Source organism: Providencia alcalifaciens, assembly GCF_020271745.1.
GTDB lineage: Bacteria > Pseudomonadota > Gammaproteobacteria > Enterobacterales > Enterobacteriaceae > Providencia > Providencia alcalifaciens_B.
Genome location: NZ_CP084296.1, coordinates 1,609,255 through 1,630,193, shown reverse-complemented (window position 1 = coordinate 1,630,193; position 20,939 = coordinate 1,609,255). Strand labels below are relative to the sequence as shown.

Below are 20,939 nucleotides of genomic sequence, written 5' to 3'. Positions count from 1 at the left end.
GTGAACACATCCATGTCCACGGCAATACCTGCTTTATTTCTACATTTAGTTATATATGTTTGTATTTACTTCAATACTTGTTCTGCACTAGCCACCAATCGTTGGGAAAACGGGTAGCCATAAGTAAAACTTAATCACTAACGCATTCACAATATCGATAAAGAATGCCCCTACCATAGGCACTACTAAGAATGCTAAGTGAGATGGACCAAATTTATCGGTCACCGCTTGCATGTTAGCGATAGCGGTTGGTGTTGCCCCTAAACCGAAACCACAGTGACCCGCCGCTAAAATGGCAGCATCATAGTTTTTGCCCATCACACGGAAGGTAACAAAAATCGCATATCCTGCCATGACGCAAGCTTGAACGCCGAGAATGACTAACATTGGGATTGCCAAAGACGCCAATTCCCACAGTTTTAAACTCATTAATGCCATGGCTAAGAATAAGGATAGGCTGACGTTACCCATGACAGAAACCGCGCGGTCAAATACTCGATAAAAACCAAGTAAAGATAGGCTGTTACTTAAGATAACACCGACGAACAATACACAGACAAATTTAGGCAGTGCAAATGCGGTGCCTGATAGTAGCCCTGCAATCCAGCTTCCTGCTAGTAAACAGATAGCAATCAACGCAATAGTCTCAATCAACACCATCGAGTTGATCATGCGGTTAGATTGTGGCTTTTCAAATGCGGTAGGAACATCTTTCTCCTCATCCGCGGTACCTGGTGTTGGGATGTTGCGAATTAAGAAACGTGCAACAGGACCACCAATAAGCCCCCCGAGGACTAAACCAAAGGTTGCACAAGCCATTGCAACTTCAGTTGCACTTTTGAAACCATAGTCTTCCGTAAAGATTTTACCCCAAGCGGCACCTGTACCATGCCCACCGGATAAAGTGATTGAGCCGGCTAATAGTCCCATCAGAGGGTCTAAACCTAATAATTTCGCCAGTGCGATACCCACTGTATTTTGAACCAGCAATAAACCGACAACGACAAAAATAAAGATTAACAATGCTTTACCGCCAGCTTTTAAGCTCGCTAAGTTAGCATTCAAACCAATGGTCGCAAAGAATGCGAGCATCATCGGCTCTTGCAGTGATAAGTCGAAGGAGAGACTCCAATCAAATACTTGCTTAACGACTAACAGGGTAAAAGCAACTAATAATCCCCCCGCAACGGGTTCAGGGATTGTGTACTTTTCAAGAAATGAAACCGATTTTACCAGTTTACGTCCGAGTAATAGCACGAGCGTAGCAGCTACCAGAGTGCCGTAGACATCGAGATGATACATTTATGTACCTCGTCTGTTGTTAATATTATTTAAAACTAATTAGACGTTATTTTTTTCCTTAAAACGCCAAAAGCAGGTGCAGGGATTAGAAAAAAAAATGGCGATAAATACAAGTTAAAACATATAAAAATGTGATACTCATAAATTTAAATAATACTTTTTTATTTAGCGCAAACGATTGCTTTTTGTATTATTCTATTTAAAATGCGTTTTTTGCTAGTGGAATTGGAATAATGAACGCAACGGCATCTGAAGAACAAAATGTTGAAAAAACAGTACAAAATCAAAGCGAACTAATCTATCGCCTTGAAGATAGGCCACCTTTACCTCAGGCGCTGTTTGCTGCTGGACAGCATCTATTAGCGATGTTTGTCGCGGTGATTACCCCCGCAATGCTTATCTGCCAAGCGCTTGGGCTACCGGCCCATGATACCCAGCGCATCATCAGCATGTCTTTGTTTGCTTCAGGAATCGCTTCCCTAATTCAGATCCGTGCATGGGGGCCTGTTGGTTCAGGATTACTTTCCATTCAAGGCACCAGTTTCAACTTTGTTGCACCGCTGATTATGGGTGGTGTTGCACTCAAGCAAGGTGGAGCCGATATTCCATCCATGATGGCTGCGTTATTCGGTACGTTAATGGTCGCTGCTCTCACCGAAGTTATCCTGTCTCGCTTCTTACATTTAGCTCGTCGAGTTATCACGCCGCTGGTTTCTGGTGTGGTGGTAATGATCATTGGTTTATCACTGATTCAAGTAGGTTTAACCTCAATCGGTGGGGGTTACAGTGCGCTTGCCGATAACACATTTGGTTCCCCTGATAACCTCATTCTTGCAGGTATTGTGTTAGCCGTTATTATCCTGCTAACCCGCCAAAAAAACCCGTACTTGCGCGTCGCATCTTTAGTAATTGCAATGGCGGTAGGCTACCTTGCAGCTTGGTGGATGAACATGCTACCAACCGCTCAAGCCAGTGATGCGAATCAATCTCTGATTACTATCCCTGAACCTTTTTATTATGGTCTCTCCTTTGACTGGAATTTACTCATTCCGCTGATCCTGATTTTCATGGTGACGTCGTTAGAAACCATTGGTGATATCACCGCAACGTCGGATGTCTCTGAGCAGCCAGTACGTGGTCCTCTCTATATGAAACGTATTAAAGGCGGTGTATTAGCGAATGGACTAAACTCCATGGTCTCCGCGGTGTTTAATACTTTCCCTAACTCCTGTTTTGGTCAAAACAATGGCGTCATTCAATTAACTGGCGTAGCCAGTCGCTATGTAGGGTACTTAGTGGCGTTGATGTTAGTGATTCTGGGTCTATTCCCTGCGGTGGCGGGTTTTGTGCAACAAATTCCTGAACCTGTTCTGGGTGGCGCAACCATTGTGATGTTCGGCACAATCGCTGCATCCGGTGTGCGTATCGTTTCTCGTGAAGCACTCAACCGCCGTGCAATTATGATCATTGCATTGTCTTTAGCAGTGGGAATGGGTGTTTCTCAACAGCCTCTCATTCTACAATTTGCGCCTGACTGGCTGAAAACCCTATTCTCATCGGGTATTGCTGCCGGTGGTTTAACTGCGATTGTACTGAACTTGATTTTCCCTCCCGAAAAATAGTTTCCTTCACCGCCGCAAGAGTTGAACACGCCGGCGGTTCTTCTGTATGCTATCCTTGAATTGCCGATATATTAAACATGTCGGCAATTTCTATTTTCATCTGATTGATAAGGGAGCAGACAAACGTGAAAGGGTTACTAAGGTTTTTCGGCTATATTTTTCTGCTTCTTTTGATTGTATTTCTTGCCTGTTATATTGCCTTACAAACCCGATGGGGAGCAGGTTACGCCAGCCAACTTCTGAGTAAATTTACACCTTACGATATTAACGCCGGCATTATGGGACATCAGCTCTCGGAGCCGGGTAAATTTATTTTCCAAGACATTAAGATTGAATCAAGCAACAAGCAGCTAGAGTTGGACGCTCGGCAAATTGTGGTGGATATCAATTGGCGACATATTTTCAGTGGTGAAGCCATTCAACGCTTAACCATCACCCAAGGTGACCTATCTGCGAACTTTACCGATAACACATTGCCGCTACCGCTTTCTGCAAAAGTCCTACAATTTGAAAATAGCCAAATTCAATTAACTCAAGGCAAAAACACCGTTCAAGTCGCAGGGTTTACAGGGGGAATAACCCCGTGGAAACCAACACCTGAAAATCCATTTGGTTACGGTGATTTTCGCTTTACCACCAGCCAACTAACCTTGAATTCCCTCCCTTTTAGAAATGTCGCGATCACGGGGAAATTACAAGAAAAAATCACGGACTTTAGCCAAGTCAGCGGCTATCTTAATAACGGAGCGATCACCGGTAAAGGAAAATGGTTTGCTGATGGTTCTATCGTCATTGATAAGCTGTCGATGAATAAAGTGGGCTGGCAGAATGACTTAACCTTTGATGCGCTGTTTGATGCGATAAACAGTGACCGAACTTTGCAAATCAGCCAATTACAGCTGACCAATGTGGATATTCAAGGGCGTGACTGGGCACTATCGGGTCTGAGTAGCGAAGTCGACCAAATTGCCTTAGTGAGAGGGAGTTGGAGTAGCCCCAAAAGCCATATTAATTTCAATGTTGATCAATTAGTTATCCAAGACCAACAGGTTGATACGCTCATCGGTGAGCTGAGTATTGACGGTGATAATCTCAATATTGATAAGCTCTCAGGCTACTACAATAAAGGTATTTTTAACCTCAGTGCGATTTGGCAACGTAATAATAAATCACTGACCATCAATGAGGGAACACTGGCTGGAGTTCTGTATACCTTGCCGGATAACTGGCTGTCGTTCTTTGCTCAACCCGCACCAGAGTGGTTATCCACATTCTCCATTGATAACTTCACCGTTACGCAATCTTTGCTGATGAATATCCAACCTGAGTTTCCTTTCGAATTTACCGCGTTGAGCGGTAGCGTTCGCTATGTTGACCTGATCAAACAAAAACAATGGGGAATTTGGAAGGGACAGGCTACCTTCAATGCCGATGCTGGTACCATCAACCAAGTGATGATCCGCCGTCCACTTTTAGAGATTGCAGGAAGTCATGGCCGCACCGCCGTCAGTCTCAGCGGCAGCGTTGACCGTGGTATCGCAAAAATCGGTTTACTGGCACAGCAAGAGCCGAATAAAGCACCTTTTGAATTACGAGCATCAGGCACTAACATTGATTTAGGTAATTTAAACCAATGGGGCTGGTCAGGCTTTTCACCACAAATGTGGGGAGATTTCGAGGCATCATTACAAGGGGATTTACTCGCATCACCGCTAGCATCAAGCCTTAATGGAAAGTTAACCGCTAAGCCGCTTCAAGGAAGCACTCTGCTGCGCACTGTGATTGATGGTCATGTGGCGTCTGGCGTCGTCGCTGTAGAGCAAGCACCAGAATCACACACTGCACCAACAGAAAATACCTACCCTGTTGATAGGCATGTTCCTGATATTGTTACGCAATAAAGTAGTGAATTAATAAATAATAAAAAGCAGGCTCGCCCCTTCGGGTAGCCTGCTTTTTCGATTATCCACTTGAAAACTATGATTCAACTGAAAACAATTCACCACCTAACGGCATTAAGCGCTTTCCTCTTTTTTGGTTTCTGGTAGCACCATATAGACACCGCTAAATACCGCACCCACTTGATTTTCTGCATTGCTCACATGCACTTCGAGTTTCACCCGCGCTTTACTTCCTCGGGCAAGACGGTCTAAATCCCCGCTAAGATGTGAGAGATCAGCCACTGCAGTTGGGCGTCCACTAACGGGCTTTGCATAGCGAATATTGGCATCTACCAGAACAATTTCACCGCCTAATTGATGCTCTTGCAGCAGTAACCAAATCATTCCCCAGCCAGTTAAAGTGGCAAGAGAAAACTGGCTTCCAGCAAAAATAGTATTATGAGGATTTTGGTTCCCTGCTTCTGGCATTGTCGTCACAAAGCGCTTTCCTGTGTACTGTTCAATACGTACACCCATTTTTTCACTCAATGGAATATGCTTGTGCCAAGCTTGCTGAAGCTCACCGCACCAATCCGGACGATGGAGAATTTGGTCAAGGGTTTCAATCGGTTTGATCATCAAATAGTGTCGAACAGGGGTTTTCAGCTCCCCAGTGACTTCGCCACGACTTTCAAAACCCATTTTAGCGAAGAAAGGTACGGCTTCTTCTCGAACACTGGAAACGATGCGTTTAACGCCTTCACGCCTTGCAATAGTTTCAAGCGCCATAATAATAAGTTTGCCTAAGCCCTTGCCTTGCATGACAGGGTTAACGGCGAGAAAACGAATAGCGCCTTCATTATCGGCATTAATATACAGGCGCCCAATGGCCAAAATGCGATTTTTTTCATCGACCACCATTTGATGGTGAGCGGTTAAATCATAACCGTCCTTTTCAGAGCCAAGGGGTTGTTTGAACGGTTCTCGCAGCATTGACCAACGAAATTGGTAGTATGCAGCGAATTCAAGTTCATCTTTCGGTGTCCGTAGGTGGTACATCTCTCCCCCTCCCTTAAGCGATTTTTCTACACTTGAAGCCAAAAAGTGACTGGACCATCATTGGTCAAATTAACTTGCATGTCCGCCGCAAATTCACCCGTTTCTGTCGCGATGCCTTGTGCACGGCTTTGCTCAACAAAATATTGATACAACTGATCCGCTTTCGCCGGTTCCGCTCCGCCGGAGAAACTTGGGCGCATTCCTTTCTTGGTATCTGCGGCCAATGTAAACTGTGAAACCACTAATAAGCTTCCGCCTGCTTGTTGAACGTTAAGGTTCATTTTGCCCTGTTCATCGCTAAAAATACGATATCCAAGGACTTTCTCACAAAGGCGTTTTGCTTTCTGCTCATCATCGTCTTTTTCAACACCGAGCAGAACTAAAAGACCAGGGCCAATTTGCCCTACTGTTTTTTCATCAACAACGACACTCGCGTGAGTGACTCTTTGGATTAATGCAATCATGGGGACTCGATAAAAAAGGAGTAACGTCGCCATTACTCCTTATTAAGAACTGGATTATTCTACTTCGGCACTAAAGTCGTAAGTACGAAAATATTCAGGAACGGTGTCTTTATTCAAGACATGAACACCTTTGATGCCAAGTGCTTCAGCTGCTTTTACGTTTTCTTCTACATCATCAAAGAACACCGCATCAGCTGCTTCAAATTCTTCAGATTCCAGAACATATTTGAAAATTTCTGGGTCTGGCTTACGCATGCCTAAATCTTGGGATAGATATAGGAAGTCAGAGGACGCTGCAATTTCAGGGTAGTGTTCTGGCCAATAATCAAGGTGCAGGCGATTGGTGTTAGATAACACGACAACGCGATGACCTTGCTCACGCAGACGTTCCATAATATCAATGACTTCTGGTCTTAGTGAGATGAAAATTGAGTGCCAGCCTTCCGCAAAATCTTCAAAGCTTAGGGTGATACCCATCTCTTCACAGAGCAGTTCAGCAAATTCGATATCTGAAATTTTGCCACACTCATGAAGTTGGAAGATATTGCCAAAAGTAAATCGCTTTTTGATTTCTGAACTTGGGGTACCACTTAGTTCAGACCACTTATCAAACACACGATTGAAGTCGATATCAATAATCACATTACCCATATCGAAGATATACAGCATAAATTGTCCTCTTAGTTATTCATTAAATTTACTTTAATCATTATTGAGGCAACTGAACAGCCCTAATTGAGGATTATTAAGGTTATTTTTTCAATTTATCGATTAAGCAAATTGATCATAAAAACATCCTACTTTATCTATTTTTCAATCATCTCTCTTGGTTCCCATCTCACTTAGTCAAAACCAATAAACATAAAAGAGTAATATATTACTCATAATAGCCTTTGACTCATAAAAAATGAGCACTATACTACTCAATAGACTGCAATAAATCTTTTGAGGAGCAACGATGTGGATGACTTAAAAAATATCACTCTTGAAGCATACATTGAGCAGAAATGGATAGATGTTGCATCTATTGAATTTTCAAGTGATTTTAAGGTGTCTCGGGTTAATTACAGTTTTGATTACGCATTAGAGAATTTAAATTTATGTGATAATCACTCCGTGTCAATAAATTACCCAACACAATTATTTCCTTATGATTTTAATAAAGAAAACCATTTTTTAGATGACCTACTCCCTAGCGGCGCTAGTCGACGTTTTTGGGTTCAAAAGCTTGATATTAAAAACCTCAGTACAAACGCTCAAGATTACATCCTGCTAAAATATGCCACTGCTGCCCCTATTGGTAATTTAAGATCAAAAGAATCAATCGATGACCAATTAGAGAAAAAAGAGCTATTTTTTACACTCAGCGATGTCACCGAAAGGTCTTCTGACTTTTTAGATTATGCTCATGAAAAAGGAGGAATTGCGGGAGGCGCTACGGGGGCAGGAGGTGAAGCACCAAAGCTATTGCTTCGCTATACTGACGATGACCATATCTGGATAGATTATCATCAAGACTATTCATATCGCCCAGACGACCTTGCTTATCTAGTGAAATATCCGAGGGGAAGTCGAAGTCCAATAGATTGCGATATTCTACGTACCGAATTTCATTACTACCATGAATTGGCTGCTCTGGGTTTTAATACCATAGAAACAGCGACCATGAAGCTCCTTGAAAGTAATATCCCTTCCTTATGGCTACCTCGCTTTGATATCCAACGCTCCAGAGATGTCATCAGCAAGCCCTCAATACAATCTGTATATTCTATTTTAAATATGGGGCCAGGAGCATCTTTGCATAATGAAAAAATGATCAGAGATTTACTGCAACTTATTGAAAATAACAATATAAAATCAGCATTTACCCGAGAAGAATATATAGCGGAATGGATAAACCGAGACTTGCTAAACGTTATTTTTGGTAATAGTGATAATCATGGCCGAAATACGTCCTTTATTCTGTTTGATAACCAAATAAAATTTGCCCCAATTTATGATTTTGCACCAATGAAAGCCGACCCTGAAGGTATTTCACGTACGGCAAAATGGTCTACACAATATGAGCAAGCTGGTGAGTTTGATTATATTGGTATTGCAAAATCATTCTCTGATTTAGCTGATGTAAACATTATTATCAAAGAGATAAAAAGAACTGCAACTCAATTAGTCGGCTTAAAAGAAAGGCTACAGAAACGCGGTGTTCCCGACAGTATTCTCAACATGCCAACTTTTGGATTTGATTTTATCCCTGAAAAATTAACACGATGGGGGTTAGTATGACCGATAAAAAACTAGAAATGATCACAGAAATCGAGCGGATCAAAAAACAGGAGCGGAGAGAAGAACTGCACGATTTACACATTAATCGGGGTAATTCAACCGAACAATTAAAATTAAAAAGCCATATTCAGAACGAGCGCAAACCAATACTGGAAAGCAGGGAACGCTATTATCTAGAAATATCCACAAAATTACTTCATGGAGAAATCACTATTGGGGAGGGCATTCAACAACTAAGAAAGAAATTTCTTAATTTAAACCAAGAGCAGTTTGCCAAATTGGTTGGAGTTTCACGAAAAACTATCTCTGATATTGAAAACAACCGAGGGAATCTCTCTGTCGAAACGCTCAACGCCATAACTAAGCCATTCAAATTTAGGTTGGCTCTGGTGCCAATATCATTCGATATATTAAAAAGACTCTCAGAGAATCGCTAAAATAAAAGCCAAGCTAAATAATTAACTTGGCTTTTGCATTTTATAGGGCATTCAAAACTCAATGCCTATTTCAAAGACTAACGATTAATCTTCTTTAGAACGGCCTGCACGACGGCGATCGTTCTCTGTCAAGTGACGCTTACGCAGACGAATTGACAGTGGAGTCACTTCAACTAATTCATCATCATCGATAAACTCAAGAGCTTGTTCCAGAGTCATTTTGATAGGTGGTGACAGCGTTGTCGCTTCATCAGTACCTGATGCACGCATGTTAGTCAGTTTTTTACCGGTTAAGCAGTTAACAGTCAGGTCGTTAGAGCGTGAGTGAATACCGATGATTTGGCCTTCATACACTTCAGCACCGTGACCTAAGAATAACTTACCGCGATCTTGCAGGCTGTACAGTGCGTATGCAACTGCTTTACCTTGACCGTTAGAGATCAGAACACCGTTTTGACGGCCACCGATTTCGCCTGGGCGAACATCGTCGTAATGGCTGAATGTAGAGTACAGTAAGCCAGTACCTGAAGTCATCGTCATGAATTCAGTACGGAAGCCAATCAGACCACGGCTAGGAATGATGTAGTCTAAACGTACACGGCCTTTACCGTCTGGCATCATGTCACGCAGGTCACCTTTACGCTCACCTAACGCTTTCATCACGTCGCCTTGGTTTTGTTCTTCAACATCCAAAGTCACTTGTTCGAATGGCTCTTGTTTACGACCATCGATTTCACGAATGATAACTTTTGGACGAGAAACCGCTAATTCGAAGCCTTCACGACGCATGTTTTCGATCAGAACAGATAAGTGCAGCTCACCACGACCAGAAACGCGGAATGCATCTGGATCTTGAGTTTCTTCAACACGCAGTGCCACGTTGTGAACCAGTTCTTTATTCAGACGATCAAGGATTTGACGTGAAGTAACGAACTTACCTTCTTTACCACAGAATGGCGAGGTGTTAACACAGTAGAACATGCTAACTGTAGGCTCATCAACCGCCAGTGCAGGCAGTGCTTCAACGTTACCCACTTGGCAGATAGTGTCAGAAATATTCAGTTCACCTAAACCAGTCAATGCAACAATGTCGCCTGCTTCAGCTTGTTGTGAATCAATACGCTCTAAACCTAAGTGAGTCAGAACTTTACCAATTTTACCGTTACGAGTCTTACCTTCGCTGTCGATAACAGTCACTTGTTGGTTAGGTTTAACCGTACCACGCTTGATACGACCAATACCGATAACACCTAAGTAGCTGTTGTAATCTAACTGAGAAACTTGCATCTGGAATGGACCGTCCAGATCAACTGCTGGCGGTTCAACGTGTTCCACGATAGCTTCGTACAGTGGAGTCATGTCTTCAGCCATATCAGTATGGTCAAGACCAGCGATACCGTTTAATGCAGATGCATAAACGATAGGGAAATCTAATTGCTCATCCGTAGCACCTAAGTTCACGAATAAGTCGAATACTTGGTCAACAACCCAATCAGGACGCGCGCCTGGGCGGTCAACTTTGTTGATAACAACAATTGGACGTAAACCGTGGTCGAACGCTTTTTGCGTTACGAAGCGAGTTTGTGGCATTGGGCCGTCCATCGCATCAACAACCAGCAGAACGCAGTCAACCATGGACATAACACGTTCAACTTCACCACCAAAGTCGGCGTGACCTGGGGTGTCTACGATATTGATGTGATAACCATTCCATTGGATAGCGGTGTTTTTAGCAAGGATTGTAATACCACGCTCTTTCTCCAAGTCATTGGAGTCCATAACACGCTCATCAACAGTTTCGCGTTCACCGAAAGTACCGGACTGTTGCAGTAATTTACCAACCAGTGTTGTCTTGCCATGGTCAACGTGAGCGATGATGGCGATGTTTCTTAAGTTTTGAATTGACAAGGATTTTTACCGTTTAATTGACAGGAAAGGAATATGCTTTATGAGTTGTTGTAATGCCCAAAGCATACTTTCTACGTTAATTTGCTGTTATTTTACACGTTTTTTCACACAAGTGGAATAAATGTGAAAGCCATCACTATTAAAAAAGTTTTTAGCTAAAAAACATTCAGTTGCGTCGTCGTGCAAAGATGCTCAAAAAAATAGCAATTATCAGCACTAGGAAATCACAAAGTGGCAGGATAATACGCTAAAAAGGAAATATTAGCAGCCGAAAAAAAGAATAAAAAATAAACTTTCTTCGCCTATCACTCTTTTAAATGTATTTTTCATTATTTAGATATATCTAATTTGACAGTTTAGATATATCGGAATAAAGTGAACCTATTCAACACAATTTAGATATATCGAAATATAACAGAGGTTCCTATGAAAATACATCAATGCCGTCATGTTTATGCCTCACATCATGATGAACATCAACGAGGACACGGTGGCTGCTGCCACAATGGCGAACACCAAGAACATCGTCATGGGCATGACCACAGTGAATGTTGCCACGGCGAAGGTCGTCATGGTCGTGAACACGGTGAAGGCTGTCACGGCGAAGGTCGTCGCGGTCGTGGACACGGTGAAGGCTGTCACGGCGAAGGTCGTCGCGGTCGTGAACTCGGTGAAGGCTGTCACGGCGAAGGTCGTCGCGGTCGTGGACACGGTGAAGGCTGTCACGGCGAAGGGCGTCGCGGGCGCGGCAAAGGCTTACGTCGCCTATTTGACCATGGAGATCTCCATATTATGGTGCTCTCTTTAGTGGCAAAAAAACCAAGCTATGGCTATGAAATCATTAAAGACATCCAAGAAGCGTCTAATGGCTTATATGTACCAAGCCCTGGGGTCATCTACCCAACCTTAACCCTATTAGAAGAACAAGGCTTTTTGGAATCCCAAATTGTCGAGCGTAACCGCAAAAGTTTCTCTATTACTCCTGAAGGGGCTGAACACCTCGCGCAGAATAAAGAAACTGAAGCCGTTATCAGCCGTAAATTAGCCAAAGCCCGTGAGCTACAGCAAGGCAGCAACTTATCAGAAGATATCGAAATGGCATTGAGCCGTTTTAAAGCCCTGCTCCGCCATAAGATGGTGCTCAAGCAATTAAATGAAGAGCAAACTCATCAAATTGCAGCGATCATCAACGATGCCGTCAAACAAATTGAAGAAGTGAATACGTTATTAACTGACAGTAATGACGAATAAACCTTTTTTATCTCTCTAAAAATACCAACGGTGTGGCGCCAATCAATGGTACTGCGCCGTTTTTATTTCCTCCCTCCATTTATTGCACCACATTGGTGCAATAAATCTTTTTCTTGCACCAATACAGCGCAGTGATAGACTGTTTTTTAGCCTAATCATTGCCATCTTCTTGTCATCATCCCCATTTACGATGGTTTTAAAAGTTGGCGTGCTTTTTGCTTATATCACCCTAGAGAGCTTGCAATATTGTTAATGAAATAATCATTAATCTTGCGAAGCCAGATAAACCAGCTCATGCACACCTTAACCGCTGCGTGAGTTGATTAGACCCGACCAGGAGAGCCGAGAATGTCCGCTAAACATGTTTTGTCGTTAATCGAAGAGCACAATGTAAGATTTATTGATCTGCGTTTTACTGATACCAAAGGTAAAGAGCAACACATCACTATCCCTGCTCATCAAGTTGACGAAGACTTTTTTGAAGAAGGTCAAATGTTTGATGGGTCATCCATCGGTGGCTGGAAAGGCATCAACGAATCTGACATGGTGTTAATGCCTGATGCATCTACCGCAATGTTAGATCCATTCTACGCCGATAATACCTTAATTATTCGTTGCGACATTTTAGAACCGGGCACTATGCAAGGTTACGATCGCGACCCTCGCTCTATCTCTAAACGCGCTGAAGATTTCCTGCGCTCTAGCGGCATTGCGGATATAGTATTATTTGGGCCTGAACCAGAATTTTTCGTGTTCGATGACATCCGCTTCGGCAACAGCATGCACAGCAGCTACTATCACATCGATGATATCGAAGCCGCATGGAACACAGGCACTAAATACGAAGGCGGTAACAAAGGTCATCGCCCAGCAGTGAAAGGCGGTTACTTCCCAGTACCACCAGTAGACTCATCACAAGATTTACGTTCGGCTATGTGCACCACGATGGAAGAGATGGGCTTAGTGGTTGAAGCTCACCACCATGAAGTGGCAACCGCAGGTCAAAACGAAATCGCAACTCGCTTTAACACCATGACCAAAAAAGCGGATGAGACTCAAATTTACAAATACGTTGTCCACAACGTTGCACACGCATACGGCAAAACAGCAACCTTTATGCCAAAACCATTAGTTGGCGATAACGGTTCAGGTATGCACTGCCACATGTCTTTATCTAAAGGTGGTGTGAACCTATTTGCAGGCGATAAATACGGCGGGTTATCTGAGATGGCGCTGTACTACATCGGCGGTATCATCAAACACGCTCGCGCACTGAACGCATTCACTAACCCAACGACTAACTCCTACAAGCGTTTAGTCCCAGGTTTTGAAGCACCAGTAATGCTGGCTTACTCTGCACGTAACCGCTCTGCCTCTATCCGTATCCCAGTGGTTGCAAGCACAAAAGCACGTCGTATCGAAGTTCGCTTCCCAGACCCAGCGGCTAACCCATACTTAGCGTTTGCTGCTCAGTTAATGGCAGGTCTTGATGGCATCATCAACAAGATCCACCCGGGCGATGCGATGGACAAAAACCTGTATGACTTACCGCCAGAAGAAGCCAAAGAGATCCCAACAGTTGCGGGTTCTTTAGAAGAAGCATTGGCTGAACTGGATAAAAACCGTGAGTTCTTAACTCGTGGTGGTGTATTTACTAACGATGCTATCGACGCTTACATCGAATTACTGCGTGCTGATATCCAACGCGTTCGTATGGCACCACACCCACTCGAATTTGAAATGTACTACAGTGCGTAACACGCCGTTCCACTGATAGTCTTTGTTGCCGTGAAGCACTTGCCCCATCTTTGGATGGGGCCTTTTCTCTGCACCGAGTGATAAACAGCAAATATTGGCTTCGACGTATCGGTTAATCAGTAAATAACGTATAATGCACCAAAATAGTGCAGGAGCAATATTACATGAAAGCCGAGCATTTACCTGTCCCCGAACATCTCCTCGATTCCTTAATCAACAGCGTATTAGTGCTGGATTACGATTTAGTCATTCATTATGCCAACCATGCCGCTTTACAAATTTTGGCACAAAGCCCCCGTAAGCTATATGGCACTCCCCTCCCTTTACTTTTTAATTATTGTTCATTAAATGATGAGCAAATGCTCAATAGCCTCAAAACAGGTCACAGTTTTACCGAAAACGAAGTGACACTGGTCGTCAATAACCACTCTCACATGATGTCTTTGAGTGCTCAGCCCCTATCCGACCAATTTATTCTTGTCGAGCTGTCCCAATTGGATAGCCAGCGACGCCTTAGCCAAGAGTTAGCGCAAAATGCCCAGCAGCTAGCGGCCCGTGAATTGATCCGTGGACTTGCCCATGAAATCAAAAACCCATTAGGGGGATTACGTGGCGCTGCGCAATTATTGTCTAAGGCGCTGCCCGACCCGCAGCTAAACGAATATACCCAAGTGATTATTGAGCAAGCCGATCGCCTACGCGCCTTGGTCGATAGGTTATTAGGGCCACAATATCCGGGACCAAAAACCGAGCAAAGTATTCATCATAGTGTAGAGAATGTGATGCGCTTAGTCGGCTTAGAAAAACCCAACAATGTCACGCTTGTTCGCGATTACGATCCAAGCCTCCCCGATCTTGAATACTACCCAGACCAAGTGGAGCAAGTGCTGCTCAATATCACCCGCAATGCTTTGCAAGCCCTTGACGACACCGGTGGCACTATCACTTTACGTACCCGCACTGCATTTCAAGTGATGCTGCAAGGGGAGCGTTACCGGCTTGCGGCACGGATTGATATTGAAGATAACGGCCCCGGTATCCCACTCGCTATCCAAGATACGCTATTTTACCCGATGGTCAGCGGGCGCCCTGATGGCACCGGCTTAGGCTTATCGATTGCACGCAGTTTAGTGGATCAGCATGCGGGGAAAATTGAGTTTACCAGTTGGCCGGGTCACACCGAGTTTTCTATTTATCTACCCATCAAAAAATAGGAGATAGCCATGCAAAAGGGGAAAATCTGGGTTGTTGATGATGACAGTTCAATCCGCTGGGTACTGGAGCGAGCGCTCAACAGTGCCGAACTTAATTGCACCTGTTTTGACAGCGCCGATGCGGTGCTTGCCGCCTTCAACAATGACATCCCTGACGTATTGCTCTGTGATATTCGTATGCCGGGCATGGATGGGCTTACTTTACTTACCCAATTAAAACAGTCTCATCCATTACTGCCGATTATTATCATGACCGCGCACTCGGATTTAGATGCTGCCGTTAATGCTTATCAATCCGGCGCCTTTGACTATCTCCCTAAGCCTTTTGATATCGACGAAACCGTTGCCTTAGTGGAGCGGGCGCTAAACCATAGCCGTGAACAAAACAGTACAGTAAGCGACAAACCGCAAGCTGCGGTGATTTCGTCAACGATGATCGGTGAAGCTCCTGCCATGCAGGAAGTGTATCGAATCATTGGGCGTCTTTCCCGCTCCTCGATCAGTGTGCTTATCAACGGAGAATCAGGCACAGGTAAAGAGCTAGTTGCCCACGCTTTGCATCAACACAGCCCACGCGCTAATGGACCTTTTATCGCCTTAAATATGGCGGCTATTCCAAAAGATTTAATTGAATCCGAGCTATTTGGTCACGAAAAAGGGGCTTTTACAGGCGCATCCCAAGTTCGCCAAGGACGTTTTGAGCAAGCCAACCGAGGTTCACTATTCCTCGATGAAATCGGCGACATGCCTCTGGATGTACAAACGCGCTTATTACGAGTGCTGGCTGAAGGACAATTTTACCGAATTGGTGGATATACCCCTGTTAAGGTCGATGTACGGATTATCGCCGCAACGCACCAAAATTTAGAAAAACGTGTGAAAGAAGGATTATTCCGCGAAGACTTATTCCATCGATTGAATGTTATTCGCGTGCAGCTCCCGCCATTACGCGAACGCGTTGAAGATATTCCTCGCCTCGCCCATTACTTTTTGCAAAATACCGCTAAGGAGTTAGGGGTAGAAAGCAAAGTTCTGCATCCTGATAGCATTAAAATTCTTCAACGCTATTCTTGGTCGGGAAATGTACGCCAATTGGAGAACGTCTGCCGTTGGTTAACTGTGATGGCAGCTAGCCAAGAGATACTTCCGCAAGATTTACCGAGCGATCTGTTTAATAAGCAAGAATCCAACAAGTTAGCGAAAGATCCTGATTCATCCACTATCCATCCTCAAGATCCTAACCTAGCATGGTTTGATCTATTAGAAAAATGGACTAATTCCGCACTGAACGCAGGTCAGCAAGATTTATTTAATGATGCCATGCCATTATTAGAGAAAACCATGCTCAATTGTGCCCTCAAATATACTCACGGACATAAGCAGGAGGCAGCTCGCTTATTAGGCTGGGGTCGAAATACCCTAACGCGAAAATTAAAAGAACTCGGGATAGAAGAGTAATAAATTAATATCACCCCCAATTTATCATTCTTATTTCATTATTGGTTTTATATTCAAAAACCAATAATGAAAGCATTTAATAATCATCAATCAAATCTAGACCATCAAAAAACATCATTAAAACTCTAAAAAACCAATAATAAAGATCAATATCATAAAATCAATCTTATATTGAATATATAAAATCGATGGAAATGTATTTTTATCGGGAAATCACAAAAAAATAAAAGCAAACATTAATCAAACCATCTAAAATAACAGGAGGAGCATTATAATGATGTAATAATTGTTTTTTGGAGATAATCAAATGAAAGCACTTTCATTTAAAAATCTAACTATTGGTATAGGATTTTTATTTATCAACCCCGGATTCACTGCTGATGGCAATATTGAGTTTATAGGTGATATTATTGACCAAGCCTGTGAAGTAAAAACAGAGTCAAAAAATATACGAATCAATCTAGGTCAAATTCCAAAAGCTAATTTTCCTAGTGTAGGAAGTAAATCAACATCTGTTCCATTTTCAATAAAATTAATTAATTGCCCTATCGCTATCACAAGCGCTAAGGTCTCATTCGATGCAACACCTTATACAAATGACAATACCGTGATAGCATTAAAGTCCACGTCTAATGCAACAGGTGTGGGTGTTCAACTTACCGATGACAGAAATGCAGTCATTACCTTGTTGTCATCATCCAGTGAATACCCTTTATTATCGAATTTTGAAAATGACCTTAATTTTACTGCCAATTATATTGCCAAAGCGATTCCAGTCACTCCAGGTTCTGCCAACGCTTCTGCACCATTTTTAATTATTTATAACTAAATTAACCTTAATAATTAACATCAATAAAATTGATCCCATACTGATGGTGGAAATATGAAGAACTATTTCTCTTTTTTTTTATTATTTTTTACTCTAATAACAACTGCATATGCTGGTGTTATTATTGGAGGAACTCGTGTTATTTATAATGAAGGCGTCAAAGATGTGAGCATAATCATTGAAAACCCTGATGAAATTGCTTATTTAATTCAATCATGGATTGATGATGGTGAAAATAATCCCCAGTCATTTTTTTCTATTACGCCATCGCTATTTAAACTCCCAGCAGAGAACATAAATACACTGCGTATTTTTTTAACTGAGAATACATTACCCGATAATCGAGAGTCGTTATTCTGGCTAAATATTAAAAACATTCCCGATGTGAAATTTAAAGAGAATTCATTACAAATTGCCTTTAGATCTCAAATGAAATTAATTTATCGACCATCATCATTAAAAGATGTCAATTTTAATAATGAACAGAAAAAGATGATTTGGTCTAAAACAAAAAAAACATTAACAGTAAAAAACCCAACACCTTATTATATCAACTTCCAGAGAATTTCTTTTAATGGAAAAAATTTAAAAAATGTCACTTATGTTGCCCCTTTTTCTTCATCCTCTTTTAGCATCAATGATCCCATCCTTCATGGAACAATCAAATGGGAATTGATTAATGATTATGGTGCTTCAACCAAGGTTACAGAAAAGAGCATTTAGATTTTCGTACTGTGAGGTGGAAATGAAAATATATATTTTTATCTTTTTATGTTTTTTAAATATAACATTTTCTCATGCCACCACTAAAGCACAGAAAGATGATAGAAATATAATTGATAATGATGTCGACTATTTTGAACCTGACTTTCTAGAAGGTCGAAATAAAGAAAACATCGACTTATCTCTATTTGAGAGTCAAAACCAGTTAGTTGGGATCTATTTTGTCTATATCTACGTGACTAAAAATGACATTGATGCTCAAAAAATATTATTCATTCAAGGCAACCAGAATAAATTATCACCATGCCTATCTTTACCTGATTTAAAGCAATTTGGTATCAAAACAGAGCTTTTCCCCGTCCTACAAAAAGAGCAATTAGCTGGTACAAACTTATCAGTGATTCCAGATACAAAAAGTGAGTTTGATTTTAATACTCAACGCCTATATCTCCGCATTTCGCAAATCGCCTTGAACAATGCTCCTAGAGGCTACATTGATTTATCTCAAGTGGATAATGGCATCAATGCTGCAATACTAAACTACAGCTACAGTGGGTCAAAAGATCACACTCGAAAGCATAACGGCACCACGACAACACACTATATTAACTTACGTCCGAGCCTTAATTGGGGATCATGGCGTTTTCGAAACGACTCCACATGGTCGAACAATGACGACTGGTTCAGTCAATGGAATAATGTTTACACTTATGGCACCCGTAATATTAGCCCAATCAAAAGCCTGGTAACCGTAGGTGATGGCGTCTCGCCTTCGATGGTTTTTGATAGTGTTCCCAACGGGGATTACCTATTTAACTGGAAAGCGCGCTACATACAAACAGCTCCGACGATGACTCCAGAAGTAGCTAACTCCACCGCTGTTGTGAATATTCTCTATGAATAGGAGCGACGATGAAAAGTAACTGGATGTTTTCCATTTTTGTTGGACCACGATTATTAAGCTTCTACTGTGTAGCAGGAGATAGCATTACCTTAAATTTTAACGGTAATATAAAAGCGGCTCCTTGCCCGATAGAACAAACTAATTATGTGATTGATTTGAAAACAACTAATATTGCAAACCTTCGCAATGGTCAACAAGCTCCATGGATAAATTTTAGTATTAAATTAAAAGATTGCCCTACGAATACCCGTGAATCTGTTAGGAGATTAACAGGAACCGCCGCACCCACTAACTCAGATTATTTTATCAACAGCGGTACAGCGAAAAATGTGGCTTTAGATTTAGTCACGGGAACCCGTTTAAGCCGTGTAAAAAACGGTACCCAAATTACAACCCCAATTAACTTACAAACTCGCCAAGCTGAAATTCCTTTTTCTACACGTATCACTAGCTTGAATAATGTCATGGTTGCGGGAACTTTTCGCCGCCATGTCGAGTTTGTTATGGCCTATAACTAATCACAAACTACAGAGGTTTATTTATGCATGAGAATCATACAATTTCTGAGATTATTGGACATAAGATAAAACTGGTCCGTGAACATCATCATTTATCGTTAAAAGAATTAGCTGATGAAATCGGAGTTTGCGAATTTCAACAGTTAAAATATGAAAAGGGGAAAACACGTATTCCCGTTGATAAGCTAAAACAATACGCCGATTATTTTGAGATAAGTTTATTAAGCTTTTTTATATTTAGCGAGTCAGAGAAAAAAATTATTTTGCGTTATCTTAACAAAAAATAGTCGCAATAAGACATGCATAAATAGACTAATCTTATTTCATGATTGAAATAGGATGAAAATGCACGTAATAAGACTGTATTATTATGATGGTAGAATTATAATTGTATAAATAAGAATATTAGATTACGTCAATTGACCATGATCAAATTTATAAAATACCACATTCCCTCCCCATAGCGCGTGTCATTGCATAAATCCCTTCATTCAATAAAATATTAAACATTAAATTTTTTATTTAAAAACAACCATGAAATCAAAATTATTAATATTTTATTTTTCCGAGATAACCAATATGAAAATCCAACCTCTACAGTGAATTTAAATTCAAAATAAAATAACAAAGATAAAATCAAACTTTAAATCTAAAAATACACAAACTTGTTTAGAATTAAAATAAAAGTCAAAATAATAATTAATTGGGCAAGCCATTATTTTAATGAACCTCAATTTCTCAAAAAATATCTCTCGGAGAAAATAAATGAAAAAGAATTTACTAGTATCATTAATTGCCGCGTCTTCCTTTTTTGCTGCAAATAATGCTTTAGCAGCAGATGGCACGATTGATTTTACAGGTGAGATCACTGATCAAGCATGTGAATTAGCCTCGGGTTCTGATGCACTAAAAGTTAACTTAGGTAAAGTTTCTAAAAAAGCATTACCAAGCGCAGGAAGTACTGCAGCCGCTACAAAATTTACTATTAAATTAATTAACTGCCCAACAACGGTAACATCAGCTTCCGTAAAATTCGATGCAACCTCTTATCCTGGTGATGACAGCGTTATTGAACTGAAAGATGCAGGAAAATCCGGTGTTGCTACAGGTGTTGGTATCCAAATCACGGATAATGCAAACACAGTTGTTCCTCTATTTACTGCATCTAAAACTTACCCTTTAAAAGATGGCGTTGAAAATAATTTAGATTTTAGAGCTCGCTATATTGCTCAGACAGCCAACGTTGGTGTGGGTTTAGCGAATGCAAACGCAACATTTACAATTAATTATAACTAATTAGTTATTAAGGTTTAAAGGGAATTAAGCCTT

General features: G+C 41.5%; 19 protein-coding genes. 14 read left to right on the top strand and 5 right to left on the bottom strand.

Annotation, left to right across the window (positions count from 1 at the left end; translation table 11 throughout):
• Window positions 1–87: 87 nt before the first annotated feature.
• The gene (gltS, locus tag LDO51_RS07525; protein WP_154626445.1) at window positions 88–1,302 is read right to left on the bottom strand and encodes a sodium/glutamate symporter; all 1,215 of its coding nucleotides are present in this window, start codon (window positions 1,300–1,302) and stop codon (window positions 88–90) included.
• Window positions 1,303–1,535: 233 nt separating this feature from the next.
• On the opposite strand from gltS, the gene LDO51_RS07520 reads away from it, so the two are divergent.
• On the top strand, window positions 1,536–2,924 hold the full coding sequence (locus LDO51_RS07520) for a uracil-xanthine permease family protein (RefSeq protein WP_225576951.1): 1,389 nt from the start codon (window positions 1,536–1,538) through the stop codon (window positions 2,922–2,924).
• Window positions 2,925–3,049: 125 nt separating this feature from the next.
• Window positions 3,050–4,825, top strand: coding sequence for an AsmA family protein (locus LDO51_RS07515; RefSeq protein WP_225576950.1), 1,776 nt, complete (start codon window positions 3,050–3,052; stop codon window positions 4,823–4,825).
• A 114-nt stretch (window positions 4,826–4,939) separates the two neighbouring features.
• On the opposite strand, the gene fabY is transcribed toward LDO51_RS07515, so the two are convergent.
• Genes fabY through yihX form a run of 3 tightly spaced genes read right to left on the bottom strand, consistent with a single transcriptional unit; the run spans window position 4,940 to window position 6,996 of the window.
• Window positions 4,940–5,863, bottom strand: a complete 924-nt coding sequence (gene fabY / locus LDO51_RS07510) for a fatty acid biosynthesis protein FabY (RefSeq protein ID WP_225576949.1) — start codon at window positions 5,861–5,863, stop codon at window positions 4,940–4,942.
• A gap of 26 nt (window positions 5,864–5,889) precedes the next feature.
• Window positions 5,890–6,327 (bottom strand): D-aminoacyl-tRNA deacylase, encoded by a 438-nt coding sequence (gene dtd, locus LDO51_RS07505; RefSeq protein WP_225577240.1) that lies wholly within the window; start codon window positions 6,325–6,327, stop codon window positions 5,890–5,892.
• A gap of 54 nt (window positions 6,328–6,381) precedes the next feature.
• Window positions 6,382–6,996 (bottom strand): glucose-1-phosphatase, encoded by a 615-nt coding sequence (gene yihX, locus LDO51_RS07500; protein WP_225576948.1) that lies wholly within the window; start codon window positions 6,994–6,996, stop codon window positions 6,382–6,384.
• A gap of 291 nt (window positions 6,997–7,287) precedes the next feature.
• On the opposite strand from yihX, the gene LDO51_RS07495 reads away from it, so the two are divergent.
• Window positions 7,288–8,610: a type II toxin-antitoxin system HipA family toxin gene (locus LDO51_RS07495; protein ID WP_225576947.1), complete on the top strand. Its 1,323-nt coding sequence runs from the start codon at window positions 7,288–7,290 to the stop codon at window positions 8,608–8,610.
• Complete coding sequence (locus LDO51_RS07490; protein WP_225576946.1) at window positions 8,607–9,047, top strand: helix-turn-helix transcriptional regulator; 441 nt, start codon at window positions 8,607–8,609, stop codon at window positions 9,045–9,047. The genes LDO51_RS07495 and LDO51_RS07490 overlap by 4 nt, the downstream gene beginning before the upstream one ends.
• 84 nt (window positions 9,048–9,131) lie before the next feature.
• On the opposite strand, the gene typA is transcribed toward LDO51_RS07490, so the two are convergent.
• Entirely contained in the window at window positions 9,132–10,955 is a 1,824-nt protein-coding gene (gene typA, locus LDO51_RS07485) for a ribosome-dependent GTPase TypA (protein WP_225576945.1), read from the bottom strand.
• A gap of 426 nt (window positions 10,956–11,381) precedes the next feature.
• Between typA and LDO51_RS07480 the strand changes: the two genes are divergently transcribed.
• From LDO51_RS07480 to LDO51_RS07435, 10 genes are all read left to right on the top strand, one after another.
• Window positions 11,382–12,206 carry a helix-turn-helix transcriptional regulator gene (locus LDO51_RS07480; protein ID WP_225576944.1) on the top strand — a complete coding sequence of 275 codons (825 nt, stop codon included), beginning with the start codon at window positions 11,382–11,384 and terminating at the stop codon, window positions 12,204–12,206.
• A gap of 348 nt (window positions 12,207–12,554) precedes the next feature.
• Window positions 12,555–13,964, top strand: a complete 1,410-nt coding sequence (gene glnA, locus LDO51_RS07475; protein ID WP_225576943.1) for a glutamate--ammonia ligase — start codon at window positions 12,555–12,557, stop codon at window positions 13,962–13,964.
• A 164-nt stretch (window positions 13,965–14,128) separates the two neighbouring features.
• Window positions 14,129–15,178: a nitrogen regulation protein NR(II) gene (gene glnL / locus LDO51_RS07470; RefSeq protein WP_225576942.1), complete on the top strand. Its 1,050-nt coding sequence runs from the start codon at window positions 14,129–14,131 to the stop codon at window positions 15,176–15,178.
• A 9-nt stretch (window positions 15,179–15,187) separates the two neighbouring features.
• Window positions 15,188–16,636 (top strand): nitrogen regulation protein NR(I), encoded by a 1,449-nt coding sequence (gene glnG, locus LDO51_RS07465; protein WP_225576941.1) that lies wholly within the window; start codon window positions 15,188–15,190, stop codon window positions 16,634–16,636.
• 307 nt (window positions 16,637–16,943) lie between these two features.
• The gene (locus LDO51_RS07460; protein WP_225576940.1) at window positions 16,944–17,465 is read left to right on the top strand and encodes a fimbrial protein; all 522 of its coding nucleotides are present in this window, start codon (window positions 16,944–16,946) and stop codon (window positions 17,463–17,465) included.
• Window positions 17,466–17,519: 54 nt separating this feature from the next.
• Window positions 17,520–18,188 carry a fimbrial biogenesis chaperone gene (locus LDO51_RS07455; protein ID WP_225576939.1) on the top strand — a complete coding sequence of 223 codons (669 nt, stop codon included), beginning with the start codon at window positions 17,520–17,522 and terminating at the stop codon, window positions 18,186–18,188.
• 22 nt (window positions 18,189–18,210) lie between these two features.
• Entirely contained in the window at window positions 18,211–19,092 is an 882-nt protein-coding gene (locus LDO51_RS07450) for a FimD/PapC N-terminal domain-containing protein (RefSeq protein WP_225576938.1), read from the top strand.
• 8 nt (window positions 19,093–19,100) lie between these two features.
• Window positions 19,101–19,610 carry a fimbrial protein gene (locus LDO51_RS07445; RefSeq protein WP_225576937.1) on the top strand — a complete coding sequence of 170 codons (510 nt, stop codon included), beginning with the start codon at window positions 19,101–19,103 and terminating at the stop codon, window positions 19,608–19,610.
• Window positions 19,611–19,633: 23 nt separating this feature from the next.
• Window positions 19,634–19,897, top strand: a complete 264-nt coding sequence (locus LDO51_RS07440) for a helix-turn-helix domain-containing protein (RefSeq protein ID WP_225576936.1) — start codon at window positions 19,634–19,636, stop codon at window positions 19,895–19,897.
• 478 nt (window positions 19,898–20,375) lie between these two features.
• A complete protein-coding gene (locus tag LDO51_RS07435) occupies window positions 20,376–20,906 on the top strand; it encodes a fimbrial protein (protein WP_225576935.1) in 531 nt (176 codons plus the stop codon).
• Window positions 20,907–20,939: the final 33 nt, after the last annotated feature.